21 protein-coding genes are annotated in these 19,310 nt (G+C 47.2%); 13 read left to right on the top strand and 8 right to left on the bottom strand.

The genetic code is table 11. The annotated features are described in order from the left end of the window. The first annotated feature begins 4 nt into the window (after positions 1 to 4). Together PAV_RS05305 and PAV_RS05300 are read left to right on the top strand one after the other, a co-directional pair. Positions 5 to 1,096, top strand: a complete 1,092-nt coding sequence (locus PAV_RS05305) for an ATP-binding protein (RefSeq protein ID WP_238555745.1) — start codon at positions 5 to 7, stop codon at positions 1,094 to 1,096. A gap of 160 nt (positions 1,097 to 1,256) precedes the next feature. Then, entirely contained in the window at positions 1,257 to 1,622 is a 366-nt protein-coding gene (locus PAV_RS05300; protein WP_005544118.1) for a YybH family protein, read from the top strand. A gap of 86 nt (positions 1,623 to 1,708) precedes the next feature. Here the strand turns inward: PAV_RS05300 and pepV are convergent, their stop codons facing one another. Further along, positions 1,709 to 3,142, bottom strand: a complete 1,434-nt coding sequence (pepV, locus tag PAV_RS05295) for a dipeptidase PepV (RefSeq protein ID WP_005544117.1) — start codon at positions 3,140 to 3,142, stop codon at positions 1,709 to 1,711. A gap of 331 nt (positions 3,143 to 3,473) precedes the next feature. On the opposite strand from pepV, the gene PAV_RS05290 reads away from it, so the two are divergent. Next, a complete protein-coding gene (locus PAV_RS05290) occupies positions 3,474 to 4,712 on the top strand; it encodes a hypothetical protein (RefSeq protein ID WP_005544116.1) in 1,239 nt (412 codons plus the stop codon). Positions 4,713 to 4,921: 209 nt separating this feature from the next. Here PAV_RS05290 and PAV_RS05285 read toward each other — a convergent pair whose 3' ends face one another. The 4 genes from PAV_RS05285 to PAV_RS33195 form a co-directional block, all read right to left on the bottom strand. After that, positions 4,922 to 5,500, bottom strand: coding sequence for a thymidine kinase (locus tag PAV_RS05285; RefSeq protein WP_040735495.1), 579 nt, complete (start codon positions 5,498 to 5,500; stop codon positions 4,922 to 4,924). A gap of 89 nt (positions 5,501 to 5,589) precedes the next feature. Then, positions 5,590 to 6,864: an NUDIX hydrolase N-terminal domain-containing protein gene (locus PAV_RS37185; RefSeq protein WP_005544114.1), complete on the bottom strand. Its 1,275-nt coding sequence runs from the start codon at positions 6,862 to 6,864 to the stop codon at positions 5,590 to 5,592. A 22-nt stretch (positions 6,865 to 6,886) separates the two neighbouring features. Continuing rightward, positions 6,887 to 7,354 carry a DeoR/GlpR family DNA-binding transcription regulator gene (locus tag PAV_RS33200; RefSeq protein ID WP_157266573.1) on the bottom strand — a complete coding sequence of 156 codons (468 nt, stop codon included), beginning with the start codon at positions 7,352 to 7,354 and terminating at the stop codon, positions 6,887 to 6,889. Next, the gene (locus tag PAV_RS33195) at positions 7,324 to 7,644 is read right to left on the bottom strand and encodes a DeoR family transcriptional regulator (RefSeq protein WP_081505675.1); all 321 of its coding nucleotides are present in this window, start codon (positions 7,642 to 7,644) and stop codon (positions 7,324 to 7,326) included. Before PAV_RS33195 ends, PAV_RS33200 begins: the two co-directional genes overlap by 31 nt. 254 nt (positions 7,645 to 7,898) lie before the next feature. On the opposite strand from PAV_RS33195, the gene PAV_RS05270 reads away from it, so the two are divergent. The 7 genes from PAV_RS05270 (at position 7,899) to pstA (ending at position 13,894) form a co-directional block, all read left to right on the top strand. Next, positions 7,899 to 8,495 (top strand): TetR/AcrR family transcriptional regulator, encoded by a 597-nt coding sequence (locus PAV_RS05270; RefSeq protein ID WP_005544113.1) that lies wholly within the window; start codon positions 7,899 to 7,901, stop codon positions 8,493 to 8,495. A gap of 118 nt (positions 8,496 to 8,613) precedes the next feature. Then, a complete protein-coding gene (locus tag PAV_RS05265) occupies positions 8,614 to 9,243 on the top strand; it encodes an HXXEE domain-containing protein (protein ID WP_005544111.1) in 630 nt (209 codons plus the stop codon). A 105-nt stretch (positions 9,244 to 9,348) separates the two neighbouring features. After that, positions 9,349 to 9,591 carry a hypothetical protein gene (locus tag PAV_RS32170; protein WP_005544109.1) on the top strand — a complete coding sequence of 81 codons (243 nt, stop codon included), beginning with the start codon at positions 9,349 to 9,351 and terminating at the stop codon, positions 9,589 to 9,591. A gap of 55 nt (positions 9,592 to 9,646) precedes the next feature. Next, a complete protein-coding gene (locus tag PAV_RS05255) occupies positions 9,647 to 11,092 on the top strand; it encodes a stalk domain-containing protein (protein ID WP_005544107.1) in 1,446 nt (481 codons plus the stop codon). Positions 11,093 to 11,116: 24 nt separating this feature from the next. Then, positions 11,117 to 11,980, top strand: coding sequence for a phosphate ABC transporter substrate-binding protein (locus PAV_RS05250; protein ID WP_005544106.1), 864 nt, complete (start codon positions 11,117 to 11,119; stop codon positions 11,978 to 11,980). An 82-nt stretch (positions 11,981 to 12,062) separates the two neighbouring features. Continuing rightward, positions 12,063 to 13,016, top strand: a complete 954-nt coding sequence (gene pstC, locus PAV_RS05245; protein ID WP_005544105.1) for a phosphate ABC transporter permease subunit PstC — start codon at positions 12,063 to 12,065, stop codon at positions 13,014 to 13,016. Further along, complete coding sequence (gene pstA, locus PAV_RS05240) at positions 13,013 to 13,894, top strand: phosphate ABC transporter permease PstA (RefSeq protein ID WP_005544104.1); 882 nt, start codon at positions 13,013 to 13,015, stop codon at positions 13,892 to 13,894. The genes pstC and pstA overlap by 4 nt, the downstream gene beginning before the upstream one ends. A 63-nt stretch (positions 13,895 to 13,957) precedes the next feature. Here pstA and PAV_RS05235 read toward each other — a convergent pair whose 3' ends face one another. Both PAV_RS05235 and PAV_RS05230 read right to left on the bottom strand, forming a co-directional pair. After that, positions 13,958 to 14,581 carry a nitroreductase family protein gene (locus PAV_RS05235; RefSeq protein ID WP_005544103.1) on the bottom strand — a complete coding sequence of 208 codons (624 nt, stop codon included), beginning with the start codon at positions 14,579 to 14,581 and terminating at the stop codon, positions 13,958 to 13,960. A 219-nt stretch (positions 14,582 to 14,800) separates the two neighbouring features. Beyond that, positions 14,801 to 15,721: an aldo/keto reductase gene (locus PAV_RS05230; RefSeq protein WP_005544102.1), complete on the bottom strand. Its 921-nt coding sequence runs from the start codon at positions 15,719 to 15,721 to the stop codon at positions 14,801 to 14,803. Between the two features lie 250 nt (positions 15,722 to 15,971). Between PAV_RS05230 and PAV_RS05225 the strand changes: the two genes are divergently transcribed. Continuing rightward, positions 15,972 to 16,931 carry an MraY family glycosyltransferase gene (locus PAV_RS05225; protein ID WP_005544101.1) on the top strand — a complete coding sequence of 320 codons (960 nt, stop codon included), beginning with the start codon at positions 15,972 to 15,974 and terminating at the stop codon, positions 16,929 to 16,931. A gap of 90 nt (positions 16,932 to 17,021) precedes the next feature. Here PAV_RS05225 and maa read toward each other — a convergent pair whose 3' ends face one another. After that, a complete protein-coding gene (gene maa, locus PAV_RS05220; protein ID WP_005544100.1) occupies positions 17,022 to 17,588 on the bottom strand; it encodes a maltose O-acetyltransferase in 567 nt (188 codons plus the stop codon). A gap of 222 nt (positions 17,589 to 17,810) precedes the next feature. Between maa and PAV_RS05215 the strand changes: the two genes are divergently transcribed. Together PAV_RS05215 and PAV_RS05210 are read left to right on the top strand one after the other, a co-directional pair. After that, positions 17,811 to 18,776, top strand: coding sequence for a copper amine oxidase N-terminal domain-containing protein (locus tag PAV_RS05215; RefSeq protein WP_005544099.1), 966 nt, complete (start codon positions 17,811 to 17,813; stop codon positions 18,774 to 18,776). 13 nt (positions 18,777 to 18,789) lie between these two features. Beyond that, on the top strand, positions 18,790 to 19,308 hold the full coding sequence (locus tag PAV_RS05210; protein WP_005544098.1) for a VanZ family protein: 519 nt from the start codon (positions 18,790 to 18,792) through the stop codon (positions 19,306 to 19,308). Positions 19,309 to 19,310: the final 2 nt, after the last annotated feature.

The raw sequence follows: 19,310 nt of genomic DNA, 5'->3' as shown, positions 1-19,310 counted from the left end.
CAAATTGACAGAGAAGGTGCATCTCCAGACGAAAGCGATTTTGAAGGAGAAGGAAGCGACCTTTCAATCCTTATTAGAAGAATTGCCGCTTGCTGTCATTGTTACGTATAACGGCATCATTCGTTATATGAATCGCGCTTCCGTTGCCTTGATCTGTGCTACTGACCCAGCGGACATCCTTGGCATGCCGGTTATCGATATTGTCGAGCCTTCGAATCATAAGCTTGTGTATGAGCGGAGACGCAGATATCAGGAGGGAACACGCTTAGGGCCTGTTAAATATGATATTCGCTGCTTGAACGGTGAAATCAAATGCGTAGAAGGCTTTTCCCTGCCTACCACCTTTGTTGGGAAGAAGGCGACCATCGGTGTATATCAGGATATAAGCGATCGAAGCAAGGAAGAAGAGCGAATGCTGCAGTCTGAGAAGCTGTCCATCGTCGGGCAGTTGGCCGCAGGCATCGCACATGAAATTCGGAATCCATTGACTTCGATTAACGGCTTTCTCAAGTTGATGCGTACGACGAAGACGGATAAGGATCAATATTTTGATATCGTGGAATCGGAGTTGAAGAGCATTGAGGTAATTGCAAATGAACTGCTGATTCTAGCGAAGCCGAATGTGGTCAACAGCCGAAGAACCGATCTCGTTCAACTGATGGAGCAGATCATTGCATTCATGAGCGTACAATCGACATTGAAGAACAGCAATATGATAACCGAGCTGTCGGAAGAGGCGCTTTGGGTTGATTGCGAGCCAAATCAGATTAAGCAGGTGTTCATTAATTTGATAAAAAATGCGCTTGAAGCGATGTCAGGGGGAGGCAATATTTATGTACGCGCCAAGCTGGATGGCGATTATGCAGCCATATCCATTCAGGATGAAGGCTGTGGAATTCCAGCTGATAAGGTGAACAGTCTCGGGCAACCGTTCTATACAACGAAGGATACGGGAACAGGCTTAGGGCTGATGGTCAGCTATAATATTATTGAAAAGCATGGTGGTAAAATTGAGGTGGACAGTGTGCTTGGCGTAGGCACCACATTTATCATCCGCTTGCCGCTAAGGTCGGATATCCCTGCATTTCCTACATGAATCGGTACCAAGTCATCGTGAAATTGGAGCTGCTTAAAGATGCCCGCTTCATACTACACTGAATGAAGGCACGCCTACGATCAGGAGATGCGACTACCGTATATCCAGCGAATTTACATGTTGAAAAATACAGGGTTTGGGATGAAAAAAGGGGGGCATTATGAGTTATCAAAAAGCATTGGAACGCTATATGAAGGCAACGAATACACATGACTTCGAGAACGTGCAAGCTTGCTTGGATACAAGCGCCGTATATTGGTTCTCGGATCGTACATGCAAGACGCTTGAGGAGATTCGGGCATATTTTGAACATGCCTGGGAGGTTATTCAAGATGAAGTGTATTCAGCCTCCGATGTACAGTGGATTGCAGTGGACGAACAGACGGCTGTATGCTTGTATACCTATCATTGGAGCGGACTTTATCAAGGGAAACAGGCTGAGGGAAGCGGGAGAGCGACGAATGTGTTCAAGCTCATTGCAGGAGAATGGAAGCTGGTGCATGAGCATCTAAGTGCATTGAAATAAGAAAGCACCCATGAGAACAGAAGGGAAAAAGGGAGGTCGGCTGCCTTTTTCCCTTCTGCAGATCGACATCCCTCTAGATACAATCCTTATGCGTCTAAGTTCGCTAATTCATAAATGGCACGCGCATAAATGGCAGTTGCCTTTAGCAAATCATCGATCTCAATGTATTCGTCTACACGGTGAGCCATTTCTTCTCTTCCTGGGAACAAGGCGCCGAACGCGACTCCGTAGTCCATGAATGCAGCGTATGTACCGCCGCCCGTAGTCAGCAAGGTAGGCTCAAGCTGAGTTTCTTCCGCATACACCTTTTGCAGCACCTTGATCATCGGATGCTCTGCATCGACATGGTGCGGCTTTTTCAAGTCCGGTTCTTCTACGACGAAGCCGAATGCATCCATCTTCGTTGCCAATGTGTCCAAGATGGACTGTAAATCCTGCGTAACTGGGAAGCGGATATTTAGATGGAAGAACGATTGCTTGTCCGCACCGTATTCGAATATGCCCGCATTTACCGTCAATGGACCTGTAATGTCATCCTTATAAGCGATGCCCAGCTTGCTGCCCAAGTGATCATCCGTCAAATAAGCATCTACGCAGCGGATATAACGATCGGCATCTGCTTGGAACGTGTACGAACGCAAAAATCCGAACAGCTTTAGTGCAGCATTAATGCCTTGATGAGGCTCCATGCCATGCGCGGATTTACCTTTGAGGCTGAGTGTAATATGGCCGCCGTTTACTTCGGAAGAGCCTTTCAATTGCTGTTCAGTGTAATAATTTTCGAACTTGGCTGCCAATTCTGCAAGAACAGCAGTGTCGCCAGAGATGGTTGCAGTCGCTGATTCAGGCACCATATTCTCAACACCGCCGCCATGGAAGGACACCAATTCAAGCTGTCCCGCTTGACGATCGGAAGCAGAGCTGTTGTCCGGCTGCAGCAGGAAGCGGGTATTGATTTGTCCCTTTTCCGCATGTGTAATTGGGAAGTCGGCATCTGGCGCGAAGCCGTAAAGCGGCATTTTCTCACGCTTCGTATAGGTCTTCATGCATTCCATGCCGCTTTCTTCATCTGCACCGAAGATGATGCGTACATTGTGCTTTAAGGGCAGACCAAGCTCCTTCACGATTTTCAAACCGTAATAAGCAGCAAGCGTGGGCCCTTTATCATCAATGGCGCCACGTGCGAACAGCTTGCCCTCACGAATGTCTGGGGAGAAAGGAGGGGTTGTCCAATGTCCAGTTGCAGGGACTACGTCAACATGGCATAATGCTGCAACATATTCACCGCTCTTCGATTCGCCGTATTCCGCGTAGCCTACATAGCCGTCCAGGTTTGTCACACGGTATCCGTCACGACGAGACATGTCCAGTACATAATCAAGCGCACGCGCTACATTGTGACCCATTGGCTTGCCAGGCTCACTCGTGGTGGCATCCTTTACACTCTCGATGCTAAGCAATCCATTAAGATCTTGCAGTAGATCGTTCTTGCGCTTCAATACTTCTTCCATCCAATTCATCAAGCCGCACTCCTTTTGTATTGAAATTGAACATGTGTTAGTGGTTGATTAGTGTTGATTAGAAGCGACGTTTCATCCATGAACATATGATTGCCGCCTGAGCCTAATTATAGCAGGTGCAGACCAGTAACAACATAGAAGCAGTATTGAAATCCGGGATATTGTGCCTGTTGTTTATATTAGGATTAGATGTTTTATCAAACACGGTCACTCTATTTCAGATAAAGTCTATTCGAATAAAAAGCTTGTGCAGCAATGAATTGGCGAGACGGTAGCTGCATATTATCTATCAACCCATTCATTACATGATGTATAAGGGGGATACAATGAAATGAAATCGCTTACGAACAAAATGGGAATGAGCTTGCTGCTGGGGATATTGGCAGCAAGTGGCTTGAGTTCATTTGGATATGCGGCTGGAAATGGCGCCGACTCCATGGCAGTGAATGGTACGGTCATGTCGCCAGTAAATAAATTAAACGTCGGACAAGAGGAATGGAACACGTATGATGCAGCTCAGGTACAAGAAAGAGTGGACAAGGTCAAGGAGCTGTTGAAGGCTGCAGAACAACGATTGAAGGAAGTGAAAAGTCAGTTTCGTGATGTGCCGTATTCTAGCATAGATAGCAAGCTTATGATGGCGAGATCTGCCTTGGCAGCCGAGGAATGGGGGAATGAGCAGCGCAGTTTGAAGGAACGCGGCAAGAAGCTGAAGGAGCTTGAACGCTTTGCTCAGGAGGCATACAACTTGAGCGCAGAGTCGCGCAAGGTAGAATTACGCGGCATTTGGATTGAGCCCCAAGAGACGAATGTCGAACAAGTGCGCGAGCATATACAGCGAATTAAGTCCGCACATTTGAATGCAATATATATAGCAGCGGAATCAGCCGCTTACTCCCATAGGATCGCCCAATCTACGGATGTGAAGTCTTCAGCATTTGATCCGGTGCAGGTATATGGAGCGGAAGGAGCCAAGCTTGGTGTGGCAGTGTTTGCTGTAGACAACAGGGATAAGGGGCGGATTTTGTCCACTGGAGGAATTGGCACGCTGGGAGTAGCGATAACGGATCATCCCGTCTGGACGGTTGCTGTTGTGAAGCTTGGTGAGCATGAGGCGGCAGCTGAGAAGCTCCTTCAAGAGCAGCGCTCGCTTCATGGAGCAGGGCTCGTGATTATTGATGAGAAATCCTTCTTCAATGGAACTGTGGATTGGCAGTGGTGGATGGGGGTGTATCGCAGCCCGGCAGTACTTCCTGACTATCGCTCTGCTCAGCCTATAGGGCTGCTGCTTGAACAGATGTCACGCAAGATCGGTTCGATTTATGTCCCGCTCCATGGCATAAGAGAAGACGCTGCGACGCGTTATAAAGGTCAGTTGGATCAATTGTCATCGAGCATCTATGGGATGAAGAAGTGGGACAAAAATGGTGCGCAGTCGATACGCGGGATTCTAAATAACCTTAGAGAGGATATAAGCCGTGATCGTGGCATCGAGGAGGAAGTAAAGCTGCGGATGAGCTTCGATATCGAGGAGGGAATTGCACTTTGCGATGCTTATTTAACTCAATAAAGGAGATGGGCTGTGACTTTTAGCAATTTAGTATCAACAGGTTTTGCTATACGTTGAGGGAGCCGAATGACAGGCTGCTTTGTCTGCAATAGAGACGGGGTAGCCTATTTTTTGTTTCATTTTCCGAATGTTTGGCTTGAACGAAGGCGGTTCGATGAGAAAAGAAAATACCCCTGAAGAACATGTCATTCAGGGGGGCTGCTCTACGATTACGATTGCAAAGGCGGATTTTTATGGCACTTGCGGCATACCGGATAATAGGTATCATTGCCTCCGATTACAATCTGTTCTCCTGTATAGACAGGCCTGTTATTTGTGTCAACACGTAAATTCATCGTTGCTTTACGTTCGCAGAACCAGCAAATCGTTTTCATTTCTTCTATTTTATCTGCGTACAACAGCATGTAACGGCTGCCCTCGAACAGTTCATTGCGGAAATCATTTTTTAATCCAAAGCCCATAACCGGAATATCAAGCTCATCGACAATGCGGGTAAGCTGCATAATTTGAGCATGATCCAAAAATTGCACTTCATCAATAAGCACACAAGAGATAGGGCCTTCATGATGCTGTACAATCTCGAATAAATTGGTGTCTTCGTAGATCGAAATTGCCTTGCGGCGCAAACCGATTCGAGAAGATATATACCCGCTCTCGTCTCGATCATCTACAGCAGGGGTGAAAATCAGCACCGATTTATTCTGTTCCTCATAATTATGGGCGACCTTCAATATTTCAATAGATTTCCCACTGTTCATTGCGCCGTATCGAAAATATAACTGAGCCAACTTCGCCACTCCGTTCCATTCTATGTTGATGAGATTATAGAATAGCATAGGAAGCGTCTCAGGTACAGAAACAGAAGTGGTTTAGCTTATTAATCCAGAATAACAGCGTGATCAGGCTGGCCGTGTATCTGGAATAGTAAGCGAAGCTGCGCTTCCGTGTTGCGTTCTGCTGACAATGGCGGGAGCTCGTTCTCGGCGAAAAATCCCACCCCGCTTGTTTCTGTGCCGCTCATTGCTTCTCCTCCGATAATGTCGCACAGGATGAACAATTTATAAACATGGTTCGGTTCCGGCGGATGCTGGTGGAAGCGCTTGTCAAGCACGGCAAGCAACCGAATGGCCCGCGCTTGGAACCCGGACTCCTCTTGAATCTCCTTCACAACAACTTCAGATGAAGAAAAACCGATATCCGCCCAGCCGCCTGGCAGTGACCATGCTCCGTCTGCTTTCTCCTTCACGAGAAGGAGCTTTCCGTCGCGGAAGACGACGCCTCTCACATCAACCTTCGGCGTAGCATAACCAGTATCGCTGGCAAAAGATACGCGAACCTGCTCCTTATCAACATCTGAGCAGGATGTCATCATATCCACACTAATATCGCGCAGTTCCTCATAACGCTCGCGGTCGTAGGGATTGTCTGAATAGGTCAATCCGATTTGGGCAAGTGCTTGAATCCGCTTGGCCCAGTGGAGCTGGCGCCATTCAATGGCTGGATGCGCTAGCGATTGCTGCACAAGTTCCGTAAGCTCGGATGGCTGTGAGAAAATATCATGAGGTGCCTTCTCAAAGGTCGCAGACTGAACCGTGCCAAACCATTTGGCGCCTATTGTATGCACGTTAGCAGCTAAGCCAGCCTCAATATCCGCATTGCTGTCACCGATCCAGATCGCCTCGTCTGCACGAACATGAAGTGCGGCAAGTGCAGCATGAATGCCTTCAGGATCCGGCTTCGGCTTCGTTACCTCATCGCCAGTTATTGCAATATCCACATATGGAGACAAGCCGAGCGCTTCATTAGAAATTTGATAGGCACGGCGGCCCTTCCCTGTAATAATGCCGATTGCTATGCCTTGCTCTTTCAGGGCTTGCAGCATCTGAATGATAGCGGGTGAAGAATGAACAAGGCTGGCATGCCAATTGTGATACAGCTCAAAATATTCCTCGATAGCGGTCGGCAGGAGGCCTCTATATTTCATATTCGCAGTTAATATACCCTCTTCTGTTGGGCCGAACATGGCTATAATCTGTTCCTTGGACACCATCCGATTGTCATATCGTTTAAAAATGTCTTGGAACACGTGAAGAGTCAAGGGCAGCGTATCGGCTAATGTTCCATCAAAGTCAAACAGAACGGCTCTGATCATTGCATTCATCCTCCTTGGTAGATTAAGAGATTATGAGCACTTGCACATGATTGGCCTTCATTGCATGGTCTAATTCAGGTGAGAGCGGTTGGTTCGTAATGAGCATATCGATGTCTGTTAAAGACAAGCCTCGATAATAATGCGTGTGTCCAAGCTTCGTATGGTCGGCAAGGACGATAGTCTGTCTAGAGCGGCTAGCGACTTCTTTTTTCATATATATGTCTTCTTCATAGTGATAATAAATGCCTGCTTCCGAGATTCCCGCTGCACCTAAAAAGGCTTTATCGAATTGAAAATCGCGCAGCTTGTCTATCGTCGAATATCCAGAGAGATGCCTTGTCTTAGGTTGGACAATCCCTCCTAGCAGATGCGTCTGAACGGCTGCATGATTGGCCAGCAAGATGGCGTTATCAATGGAATGGGTAACGGCTGTTGCACGCGCAGCCTTCAAATAGGGAATCATGCTGTGCACGGTAGTCGATACATCCAAAAAACCATATCGTGATCATGGACAAGCTTCGCTGCTTGTCGCCCAATTCGTCCCTTGCCGTCAGTTTCATTGTTCAGCCTTGTCGCATATGCTTCGATCTTCTGCTCCAGCCGCGGAAGCGTGATCCCTCCATGGGTACGTGAAACGGCACCGCTCTCTGTCAGCTTCACGATGTCGCGCCGCGCCGTATCTCGAGATACACCGAACATGGCACATATTTCTCCGACCGTCATCGTGTCATGCTGCTCAAGATGCGTCAAGATGCGCAGCAAGCGCTCTTCTTGGTACATTTTTGCTATCACCTCATGACGTTAATCATAAGTATATATAAGTAATATTTCAAGTGTATATAAGTAAAATGCGCATATATAAGTCAATATTTGTTGTGACTGTTCTGTTTTTTCCGTTGTGCCACATAGGGAGATTAGAGTCTTTTATTTTGTGGAAATTTTGGCTGAGGTGGTGTTGATTGAATGAAACAGGGATGGTATTATTTAGTTAAACAATGTTTTAAACGATGTTTAATAATAGTGAGGGGGATTAGATGAAGCAAACTGATATATCGCTGGACACGAAGGGCAAAATTTTGAGCGCGGCTCTCGACATCCTGAAGCAGGAGGGATTCGAGCATATTACGATCCGGAAAATTGCAGCCCGCTCTAACGCCAATATCGCCTTAATCAATTATTATTTCGGATCGAAGGACATGCTCATCAACGAGGCGATTAAGGAGCTATTATCTGGCTTTCGCAGCGCCTTCGACGTCCTTGATGAGCGAAGCATATCACCTCTTGCCCGGCTGCGAACGTTTTTAATCCAATATGTACAGGTCATTCAGCAATATCCAGAGATTATCACGCGTACGATGACCGCTGGCGCTGCGATGTTCGCCTCCCAGCAGGAGTATGGTGAATTTCTGCAAGCTGTTGGATTCGTTAAAGTCAAACATACCCTTCAAGAGATTACGCAAGAGGGAAATTCCGAAACACTGACCATGATGATGATGCAACTGTTCGGCGCTGTATTTCTCCCTGTCATGATGAAGCCGCTGCTGGAATCAGGAACGGGAGTTGCGGTTGCATCTGTGGAAGCCCATATTGATTTGTTGTTTGAGCGTTATTTTAATACGGCTAACCGCTGAGTCGAGGATTGTTCGAATTGATGGATTACCGGTTACATGAAGCCAAGCATTCTTGTATGTAAAATGAAGACCATTACGCATGCAGTGGCGCTGCCACTGCGAACAGGAGGAAAGAGTTATGAATTTTCTCAGAAAGTATTGGCAGGATCTTGGGTTGGTTGTCGCTGCATTGGTCTGTGTGTACTTGTTTCTTAGGGGAACGGAAATTCCCGACATCAAGGTGATGCTCTGGTTGAGCTTCGTGGCCATACTTGTCCATCAAGTTGAAGAATATCGATGGCCGGGCTACTTCAGCGGTCTATTTAATGCTGTTCTCTTTAAGAGCAAAAGTCCGCGGCAATTTCCGCTCAATCCCCAATCCGCAATGATTATTAATCTGATTATCGCTTATGGGTTCTATTTATTTCCTCTCCTCTTCCCTGACGTGATATGGCTTGGCCTCGCTCCTATGCTGATGGGATTTTTCCAATTCATTTGGCATGGCATTTTCGCAAATATCAAGGCAAAAACGCTGTATAATCCAGGACTTTTCTCCGTATTGGTGTTGCATATTCCGGTTGGCGGTTGGTATGTTTTTCATATCGTATCGAATGGCCTTGTTCATACAACGGATTGGATACTCGGGACGATTTACTTTGCGGCAGCCGTATATGTGCTTATCGTGAAGGGGAATATGTGGCTCAAAAATCCAAATTCTCCATACTGCTTTACGGTGAAGCAATTAGGGCCTTATGCCAAACATATGTAAACGAGCGGGGAATTTGATATCATTTTGTCTGCGCACTTTCTCTTCATGTATGCAGACCGGTTGGATACGGAATTTCATCGTCGAACGATAGAGGAGCTTTTACGAGTGGCGAAGGAGGAAGTGAGAATTTTCCCGCTGATTGATTTGGAAGGCAAGCGGTCGTCTCAGGTGGACGAAGTGATTCATTTGGTGCAAAATAGGGGCTGCGACGTACAAGAAAAGGAAGTCCCTTATGAGTTTATGCGCGGCGGCCTTGATAGGATCAAGGCTGCTTTTTTTATTTGCGTAAATTGCAAAATTTACAAATCCAAAAAAATACGCACGATTCCCGTTAACATTCGTATGTGAAAATACTTCCAGAAGCCTATTGCAATACCTATTGCCATGAGAAAAGGGTGAAGACATGAATCGTAACATGTTAACGGTCATCGCAACGTCGCTAGCACTATCCACGATCATATCTACAGGTGCTGTCAGTGCAGCGGAAGTAAACAAAGGGCAAGTAAGCATCGCAGCAGTGACGAAGGAAGCAGCGAAAGCATCCAGTCAATCTATCGGGGTTGACGGTGCTAGCAGTAATATCCGCACGCTGAATGTAAAAGGGAAGGTATTGTACTCCGTTCGCGACATTGCCAATATATTTGGTGCGCACATCCAAGCTGAGAGCAAAAGCGTGATTACGCTGGTTGGAGGAAATCCAGCAAAAACGATTACGATCCAAGTAAACTCGAATGCTTATCAAGAAGACAGCGCAGCGAAGAGCTTCACAGTTGCGCCGCAAGAGCAAAAAGGTGTGATCTACGCTGAGCTTAACGTGCTTGTGGAAGCATTCGGTGGAGACGTAACGGGGTCTGGAAGCAAGCTGAATCTGATCAGGGTGAAGCCCCTCGAAGGCGACTTCAGCTCACCACGTGTAAACAGCAACGGTGAAGTGATAGCGGCTCGCGAATTCGATGGATCGGTTCAATTGTATAAATGGAATCCTACATACCGGGTATATGATGCATTGACTTTCAATGAAAACGCAGCGAACACAGCAGTTTCCCCTGATTTAAAGTGGGGGGTATTCACAGATGAGTCAAGCCAATTGTTTTTGATGAATATGAGTCTCGGAACGGCGCAAGCGATTGGAAAAGATACTTCCGTGAAAACAGATCTGACATGGTCGGCAGACGGCAAAAAAGTGTACTTTGTACAGGGGGACAAGCAGGAGAAAATTTCTTGCGTGAGCATAGACAGCGGCAAAATTACGACTGTATTGGCTGACAAAGTTGAGAATAAGTCGGATATCCGCTTGTCTGCAGACGATAAGACGCTTCTCTATGCGGTGAACATTACGGGGGTGGCGAAAAATGACAAGGATAGCACAGAAGATTCCTTGTCCATCGACTTCTCTGGAGCAGGCTCCCAATTGTTTACGCTGGATTTGACTGCAAAGGATGCGAAGGCAGTTCAGTTGACAACGACGCCAGACAACAAGCTGTATCCGAACCTGTTGGCAGATGGACGAGTTGTATACGTAAGTGGCGATACGGATGGAGCGGTTGAGAACAATGTTTTGAAGGTTATTCAGGCTAAGGAAAAGAAAGTGTCTGATTTCGCAGTTGATGTAGACGTGTCCTTGGCGGTTACTTCCGCTAAAGGTCAATTGATCATCGCAGTGACGGAAAAGGACGGAAAGTCAAGCATCTATGCGGTGAAAGCAGACGGCGCCAAGTCGAAGCTGTACACAACAGAAGGCACAATTACGGAACTGTTTCCATCCGCGGACGCTTCTCAAATTGCCGTGATTGAAAATGGTCAAGTGAAATGGGTTGCAAATAATCAAGCAGTTGCATTAACGAAATAACCATTACGAAGGGAGAACATCACAATGAAAAAATTGAAAATTGCATCTTTGGCTATTTTAGCCTCTTTATTCCTCGTATCATCCGCTTTCGGCGGAGCATCTACCGCTCTTGCTAAGGAGGACTTGAAAGGCAAAGTAACCATTAATGGATCTACAGCCTTGCTGCCAATGACACTGCAAGCAGCGAAGGAATTCCAAAAGCTGCATCCAAAAGTGAAAGTTGCAGCTTCCGGTAAAGGCTCCATCACTGGACCGCAAGCTGTTAAGAAAGGCATCGCTGAAATCGGCGCGTGCGATTGGGATGCAAGCGTAGACGTTCCAGGCTTCAAAGCATTCGAAGGTCAAGTTGCTCACAAAGTAGCGGTAATTCCTTTTGCAACCATCGTAAACAAAAATGTGAAGGTGGATAACCTGACAACGGAACAGTTGAAAGGGATCTACTCCGGTAAAATCACGAACTGGAAAGAGGTTGGCGGCGACAATGCAGACATCGTTGTCATCACTCGTTCCTTCGGTTCTGGCACGCGCGTTAACTATCAATTGAAAGCATTGGATGGCGGCGACATCACGAAGAAAAAGGACAACTACAAAGAAGTTGGTTCTAGCGGCGACATGAAAACAGCAGTTGCAACAACTCCGAACGCAATTGGCTACATTGACCTTGTATATGTGAACAGCGATGTAAAAGCTGTGAAATTCAACGGCGTAGAAGCTACTACTGACAATGTCATCAAAGGCAAGTATCCAGTATGGGCTTACGGTTACTATATGACAAAAGGTCAGCCTACAGGTGCTACAAAAGCATTCATCGAGTATATTCAAAGTGCGAAATTCCAACAAGGTTCGCTGAAAAAGCTGAAATTCATCCCGATTTCCGCAATGAAGTAAACGGAACGATTCGCTGTAAGAGATTTCATTCACGGCCAGCCCTCAGGAAGTCGGGGGCTGGTTGTTCTATGGGGGAACGAGAATGAGCACGCCTGTTCATGAACTAGCACCGCTTAGCGGAGCCAATATCCTTACTACAACGAAAAAAAGCAAGTTCGACCGATATGCTCGCGTACGATTTGCGAACCGCCTGTTCCATTACTTATTTCTGCTGTGCATTCTAGCCTTATGTGCTGTGCTCGGATTGGTCATCTTCTTCATCGGCAAGACGGGGATATTGACCTTCCGCGATATTTCTCTAGCAGACTTCTTTTTATCACTCGATTGGACGCCGGAAGATGGAAAATTCGGGGCCGGTGCATTTATTATCAACACCCTGCTGCTGACAGGACTTACCCTGCTGATTGCAGTTCCGATATCTGTTGGCATGGCAGTTCTGCTTGTAGAGATTTCTCCAATGTGGTTGAAACAGTTCGTTCGGCCAGTGCTTGATTTGTTGGTTGGTATTCCTTCTATAGTGTATGGCTATTTGGGGTTAACCGTATTGATCCCACTGATTCGTGAATGGACAGGGGAGAACTTGGGAGACGGCCTGCTTGCAGCCGCGCTCGTTCTGTCCCTTATGATATTGCCGACCATATGTCGGGTAAGTGATGAAGCTATCGCAGCCGTACCGAAGAAATATCGGGAAGCGGCCTATGCGCTGGGCTCTACCCGCTTGCAGGTCATTATGCGGGTTGTGCTTCCGGCAGCGAAGCGGGGCATTATTGCAGCGATTATTTTGGGGATGACTCGTGCGATTGGCGAAACGATGGCAGTTGTCATGGTTATCGGCAATACCGCTCAGCTTGCCGGCTCTTTATTTACGCCGACGGCGGTGCTGACGAGCAACATTGTCATGCAAATTTCAAACGTAGAGTTCGATTCAACCTGGAACTATGCGCTTCACATGATGGCGTTTCTGCTGCTGCTTATCTCCTTCCTGCTTATTGTTGTCATTCGTTTTATAGGCAAAAAAGGGGGCGCACGCGCATGAGTTCGTTTTCCTCAACAGGCCAAAACAATCGAGCCAAGCTGTACAATCAGACGGCTACGGTGCTGTTTTACGCACTTGGAGCAGCCGTTCTGCTGCTCATCTTCTGGCTGCTGTATACGATTTTGAGCAAAGGGTTGTCTGGCATCACGCTGGAGTTTCTAACGAGGGTTCCAGAAGAAATAGATGCGGGCGGTGGCATCGGGCCCGTATTGTTCAACTCGTTCTATATCTTAATCCTGTCCTTGCTTATTTCCGTGCCTATTGGAGTAGGGGCAGGCATTTATATGGCGGAATATGCGCCTGCGAACCGCTTTACAGAAGGTCTTCGCATGTGTGTCGAATCCTTATCATCCGTTCCTTCTATCGTGTTCGGGCTGCTTGGGCTCGCGATTTTCGCAGAATACTTCCAAATTGGACTCACAATATTGGGCGGGGCGGTAAGCTTGGCATTTTTGAATCTGCCCATGCTGTGCCGGGTTACGGAAGAGGCCATTCGAGATGTTCCGGTCGAGCTGCGCAATGCAGCTTATGCGCTCGGGACGACGAAGTTTCAGACGATTCGCACGGTCGTTCTCCCTGTAGCCTTGCAAGCGGTTATTACTGGAATATGCTTGGTGGCAGGCCGTGCGTTCGGTGAATCGGCGGTTATTATTTTGACTGCGGGGTTGAGCACCTCCGGAGAAATGTGGGACTTCAACCTATTCTCGCCGGGCGAGACACTCGCTGTTCATCTCTGGTATGTGCAATCCGAAGCGATTGTTGAGGACGCTAGTCAGATTGCTGACAAGGCGGCTGCAGTCCTTGTCTTTGTCGTTCTATTCATCAATTTGGTGTTCCGCATTCCGCTCTGGTTCAACAACCGCAAATTGAAAAAATAACGCAAGCATAAATAAAGCTTCCCAAGATGGCTAATCTGGGGAAGCTTTACTCTTCTGTATGAATTAGAAGGATTGGAAGGTGACGAATTCGTGAACGGGTTTGCGATAGCCGCGCGGACGCGGGCTTGATGTATCTTCCTTGCCAAGGGTAATCATAACGGGAACGTAATGGTCTGGAATATTGAGCGCTGTTCGAACCATTTCGGGATCATAGCCAATCATTGGGCAAGTGTCCCAGCCTCTGTCTTTGGCAATAAGCATGAACTGCATCGCAGATAGGCTGGCATTGCGAATGGCATCCTCACGGCGGAAGGACTCCCCGCGATTAATGTAGAAATCCTTCGTACTGCTTACAAAGTGATCATACTCCTGCTTGTTAATCACACCCAGATTCAACAAACCTTCATTCAAGGTGTCCACATGTGTATAGGCGTTCATATCGCCCAGCACCACGATCACGGCTGAAGCGGTCAAGACTTTGTATTGCTTGTAAGCAGCCTCATACAGCGCATTCATCTTGTCTTTATCCGTGATAGCAACATAATGTGTATGCTGCAGATTGTAGGCGGATGGAGCGAACTTCGAAAGTGAGAACATGTCACTCAGTTCTTTTTCCGAAATTTCGATATCCTTTATAAATTTATTGGCTGAGCGTCTTTGTTTGACGATGGTTTCGATATCATGCATAGGTGTCATCTCCTCTTACGTCTTATGATAGCATGTTCGGGTATTCATTGTTGTAAAAAGATCATACCATATCAACTATAAAAAAGTAAGTGGATTACGAAAAAATATTAAAAATAATTAGCCATGCGTTTACAAATGATTGCTCGTCCTTGTTATATCAGCAAAAAACCCGCAAACCGACCACCATGTGGTGCATTTGCGGGATAATCGCATGTCGATTTATTCCGTCCATAACTGTGGATGATCTGAGGATACAAGTTGTGCAGCTCGAGCATTGCTCTCGACCTGGGCTTCGTTTTTGCATCCAGGGATGACACATGTAACAGCAGGGTGGCGCAGACACCAAGCAAGTGCCCATTCCGCCATGCTGACACCCTCTGGCACTTCGGTCTGGCGAATGTGCTCGGCTTGCTGCAAACGCTCATCAATGAACTGCTGCTCATGACGATGACGCACATCATTGGCGGCGAAGGAAGCACCTGGCTTGTATTTGCCGCTCAAGAGGCCGCTAGCAAGCGGAACGCGTGCCAGAACGCCCAGATTCTGCTCGATACAGGATGGAAATACATCCTGCTCTGGGCCACGGTCAAGTCGATTGTACACGACTTGGATGACACTTGCGCCCACGTTTGCTGCATTTGCCGTCTGGTGCATGCTGTTGCTTTTATTTAGGGATAGACCGATATGGCGAATTTTCCCGGCTTGCTTCTGTTTATCCAGCATTGTCCAGAGCGCGTCATTATTGAAGGCATCGTCATCACCTGAGTGGAATTGATACAGGTCGATATACTCAGTCTTGAGCGCACGCAAGGAATCATCCAGCTGCTTCAATACCTCTGGAGCACCGTATTCATTTGTCCGATTCAGGTGGGAGTGGAAATGGTGGCCGAACTTCGTTGCGACTACCCAATCCTCACGATTGTCCCTGCTCAAATAATCCCCTATGAAGGATTCCGAAAGGTGATCGCCGTAGCATTCAGCTGTATCAATGAAATTAATGCCGAGCTCCTTCGCTTTGTGAAGGGTGGAATCGACCTCTGCTTGTGTATAGTCATGTCCCCATTCACCGCCGAATTGCCAAGTGCCTACACCAATTACAGACACTTTCATTCCTGTCTTGCCAAGCTTGCGATATTGCATGGAAGAACACACCTTTCTTATGTATTAAAAATTTGACTTCATAAAGTGGATGATGCTTATCGTAATCATAGCATAGGGAGCCAATTCAAGCCTAATCATGGAGCATATTGCGACCTGAGCTGAACGATATATGAAAAAATTTAATTTCATAATCCGCTATTATTCATGATAATATGAGTTATAGTTGCAATGTATGCCCTATCATTATTACGTTTTTTGTCTTTATAATGCATGATTACAGGAGGAAAGTATGTATTATTTTTTAGCTTTTCTGATCTCTTCATGTATCGTGATGTTTTTGATACCTCCGCTGCGCAAGCTTGCGTTCCGGATTGATTTTGTTGACAAGCCCATGCCGGACAATGAGCGTAAAATTCATCGGGAGCCGATCCCGCTTACGGCGAGCATCGCCATTTTTGTTGCATTCATCGTTTCTTATGTGATTTTTGTTCGAAATTCTGCGATCGAATCAATTGCCATCATATGTGGTGGGCTGCTGATTCTCGCTATCGGAACAATCGATGACTGGTACAAGACGCACGGCAAAGAGTTTCCGGCATTGCCGAAGCTTCTCGTGCAAATATGCGCTGCCGTAATCGTGTATTTATCCGGGATTACCTTCGAAGGCTTTACGAATCCATTCACGCATGAATTTGTAAGCCTGCCTGCATGGCTCCAATGCATCTTGACCGTCATGTGGATCTTCGGTGTCACTACCGTCATCAATTTCTCAGATGGGATGGATGGTTTGGCAGGAGGATTAACTGCGATATCGGGCGGAACCTTGTTCGCAGTCGCCCTGGCTCAAGGTCAGAGTGTATCTGCGATGATGGCGATTATTCTCGTCGGAGCTTCTATCGGCTATCTGCGATTCAACAAGCCACCGGCAAAAGTATTTATGGGCGACGCAGGCGCGACATTCCTTGGCTTTATTCTCGGCGTTATCGCTTTGGATGGCGCATTTAAGCAGGCCACTGTATTGTCCTTGTTCATTCCGATATTGGCCTTAGGCGTACCGATTCTGGATAACGTATTCGTTGTTATTCGCCGGATGCTGAATGGCCAGCCTGTATATAAGGCGGATGCGACACAAGCGCATTACCGGCTGCTGGCAGGAGGTCTGAATCAGAAGCAGGTTGTGGCAGTGCTCTGCTTGGTTAATCTGTGCTTCGGCTTAACGTCCATTATTCTGACGCTGCTGCAGGTTTAAGAGAATCGATGCATGACACAGAAAGCCTTTCCGTTCAGGAAAGGCTTTTTTTCGTGCTGTTCGGTTATACTTATCGGTTATACTTATCGGTTATACTTCGATATGCTTAATAATTCGTGCAGGATTTCCCGCTACGACTACGTTGTCTGGAACATCTTTGGTGACAACGGCGCCGGAAGCTACGACAACATTGCTGCCGATGGTAACACCCGGGTTGATGATCGCACGGCCGCCAATCCATATGCGATCCCCGATCGTAACCGGCTTGCCAAATTCAAGGCCGGAGATGCGCTCCATTGGATCCAAAGGGTGAGTGGCTGTGTAAATATGAACGCCTGGAGCAAGGAAGCAGTTGTCTCCAATATGAATCTCGCATACGTCCAGCATCACACAGTCGAAGTTGGCATAGACCCCTTTGCCAAGATAAATATTATAGCCATAATCGCAGCGGAAGGTTGGTTCAATGTACACGCCTTCGCCTACTGAGCCGAACAACTTCTGTAGTATTTCTGTCCGTTCGCTGTAATTCGTTTCTAACGTTTGGTTATACATGCGGGTAAGGCGCCTTGCAAATTCACGATCCTTAACGAGTTCTTCATCTGCGGCCATATACATCTCGCCTGCTATCATTTTCTCTTTCTCAGTGCGTAAGGTCATTGTGAATATCTCCTCTCCAATCCCATTGTCGAGTAGGGGGTAATACCGTTATTATCGATGGAGGCATCTGCATTTGCAAGGGAAGGGGACATCTCTATTTCTGTGGTAAATAGGGAAAACGATGCGATATCCGTCGAAATTTGAAACTTTTACAAGCAGGGAAATGTCTAAATAAATAGAATCCCTATGAAAGGACATGATTGTGAAAGGAGCGGGACGAATATGAAAAAGTGGCTGCTTATCATGATGAATATGTTGGTATGGGCGGGATTCTCGATGCCAGCACAGGCCGAACAAGCAGTGCCATCCGCTATGCAGCAGGCGAAGGTTTACTTTAATGGATACGATATTTCGGAGTGGAAGTGGGATCAGCAGCATATTGTCGTTCCGCTGTTTGCATTTGATGATTATAGCTATTTCAATCAAGATGGCAGTAAAGGCAAGCAGGACGTTACCTACAAATGGGATGCAGCTGCTAAAACGGTATGGGTATATTCTGCTGATAAATCACGTACGATTAAACTCATTGCAGAGCAGCCCAGCGCATGGGTAAATGGAAAAAAGGTAGCATTGGACGCGCCTGTTCGGATTATAGAGGGCCATACGTATGTGCCGCTGCGTTTTATTAGTGAAGCGCTAGGCGGCAAGGTCAAATGGGATGCGAAGAAGAAGGCTGCGATCATCCGCACGCCGGAACGGGTGAAGCGTGACGAGATCATACGGACGGGTGAATTAGAGGCAGCTCGACAGGAAGCGCTCCGTCTCCCGTTTGTCTATCCGAACCGAGAAATTAAGCCGCGGTCGGAAGGCTTCGAGGCGACCATCGTGTTCCCGGAAGGGGAGGCGCTTCGCTACCGCTATCATATTAAGGATGTTACCAGTGTTGTAGCGATCACAGAGGACGGATTGGCTGAGGTCGTATGGCAGGGAAGAACGGGAACAAGCGCGGACAAGCTGTTTGAAGAAATCGGCAGCAAACCTGACTTTGGCACATCTATGGTATACTTCCGTCATTCCTTCCCGGTGGAGAACTTCGTAACGTATGGTAAAATGGATGCGCAAGGTCGTACGACCGAGCTTGGCAAGTTCGACGTGATGCTGAAGCTGCGCTCGAATGCGGACGCAGTGATATCTATTCGAGGAGAGAAGCGGACGGATGCACGCCCACCTCAGGAGGATCGAAAGTAAGGAAGGAGCAATCATGAAGGTACGAAATAAACGGTTTGTGTGGTGGCTGCTCGCCACGCTGGCCTGGATGGCTTTTATCTTTTATAAGTCTTCACAGTCGTATGGAGAGCAGGATTTGCGACCTACGCTCGCTGCGTGGCTGCCGCTATCTATGCTTGAGCATTGGCTTCCGTCTATTGAATTTACGTATGATGGGGGCTTGGTGACTTGGAAGCAGCCCTATGATTTTGTAGAGTTTTTTATTCGCAAGGGAGCGCATGTAGCTGAATATGCGCTATTGACATTTCTGGTGATTCGTGCGCTGCTTGCCTTGAGATGGGAACGATGGATGGCCATTGCTGCCGGAGCTGTCATCTCTGTTGCCTATGCAGCATCGGATGAGTGGCATCAGAGCTTCGTGCCGAATCGAACTGGACACGCGATTGATGTCGCAGTAGACTCGATTGGAGTTGTGCTTGTTGTGCTGTTATTCCTCATTGTGGGAAGGTTCAGCCGCCGCAAGAATAAGGGAAGAGGGCTGCATTTCCCGTAATG

The sequence above is a fragment of the Paenibacillus alvei DSM 29 genome (assembly GCF_000293805.1).
Classification (GTDB): domain Bacteria; phylum Bacillota; class Bacilli; order Paenibacillales; family Paenibacillaceae; genus Paenibacillus_B; species Paenibacillus_B alvei.
Note: the sequence above shows the minus strand (reverse complement) of the source record. Positions and strands in the feature narration are given on the sequence as shown.

Excerpts from the sequence above, each read along its gene's own strand:
- PAV_RS05300 (WP_005544118.1), top strand. The coding sequence starts at position 1,257 with ATGAGTTATCAAAAAGCATTGGAACGCTATATGAAGGCAACGAATACA.
- pepV (WP_005544117.1), bottom strand. The coding sequence starts at position 3,142 with ATGAATTGGATGGAAGAAGTATTGAAGCGCAAGAACGATCTACTGCAA.
- PAV_RS05290 (WP_005544116.1), top strand. The coding sequence starts at position 3,474 with ATGAAATCGCTTACGAACAAAATGGGAATGAGCTTGCTGCTGGGGATA.
- PAV_RS37185 (WP_005544114.1), bottom strand. The coding sequence starts at position 6,864 with ATGATCAGAGCCGTTCTGTTTGACTTTGATGGAACATTAGCCGATACG.
- PAV_RS33195 (WP_081505675.1), bottom strand. The coding sequence starts at position 7,644 with ATGTACCAAGAAGAGCGCTTGCTGCGCATCTTGACGCATCTTGAGCAG.
- PAV_RS05270 (WP_005544113.1), top strand. The coding sequence starts at position 7,899 with ATGAAGCAAACTGATATATCGCTGGACACGAAGGGCAAAATTTTGAGC.
- PAV_RS05265 (WP_005544111.1), top strand. The coding sequence starts at position 8,614 with ATGAATTTTCTCAGAAAGTATTGGCAGGATCTTGGGTTGGTTGTCGCT.
- PAV_RS05255 (WP_005544107.1), top strand. The coding sequence starts at position 9,647 with ATGAATCGTAACATGTTAACGGTCATCGCAACGTCGCTAGCACTATCC.
- PAV_RS05250 (WP_005544106.1), top strand. The coding sequence starts at position 11,117 with ATGAAAAAATTGAAAATTGCATCTTTGGCTATTTTAGCCTCTTTATTC.
- pstC (WP_005544105.1), top strand. The coding sequence starts at position 12,063 with ATGAGCACGCCTGTTCATGAACTAGCACCGCTTAGCGGAGCCAATATC.
- pstA (WP_005544104.1), top strand. The coding sequence starts at position 13,013 with ATGAGTTCGTTTTCCTCAACAGGCCAAAACAATCGAGCCAAGCTGTAC.
- PAV_RS05235 (WP_005544103.1), bottom strand. The coding sequence starts at position 14,581 with ATGCATGATATCGAAACCATCGTCAAACAAAGACGCTCAGCCAATAAA.
- PAV_RS05230 (WP_005544102.1), bottom strand. The coding sequence starts at position 15,721 with ATGCAATATCGCAAGCTTGGCAAGACAGGAATGAAAGTGTCTGTAATT.
- PAV_RS05225 (WP_005544101.1), top strand. The coding sequence starts at position 15,972 with ATGTATTATTTTTTAGCTTTTCTGATCTCTTCATGTATCGTGATGTTT.
- maa (WP_005544100.1), bottom strand. The coding sequence starts at position 17,588 with ATGACCTTACGCACTGAGAAAGAGAAAATGATAGCAGGCGAGATGTAT.
- PAV_RS05215 (WP_005544099.1), top strand. The coding sequence starts at position 17,811 with ATGAAAAAGTGGCTGCTTATCATGATGAATATGTTGGTATGGGCGGGA.
- PAV_RS05210 (WP_005544098.1), top strand. The coding sequence starts at position 18,790 with ATGAAGGTACGAAATAAACGGTTTGTGTGGTGGCTGCTCGCCACGCTG.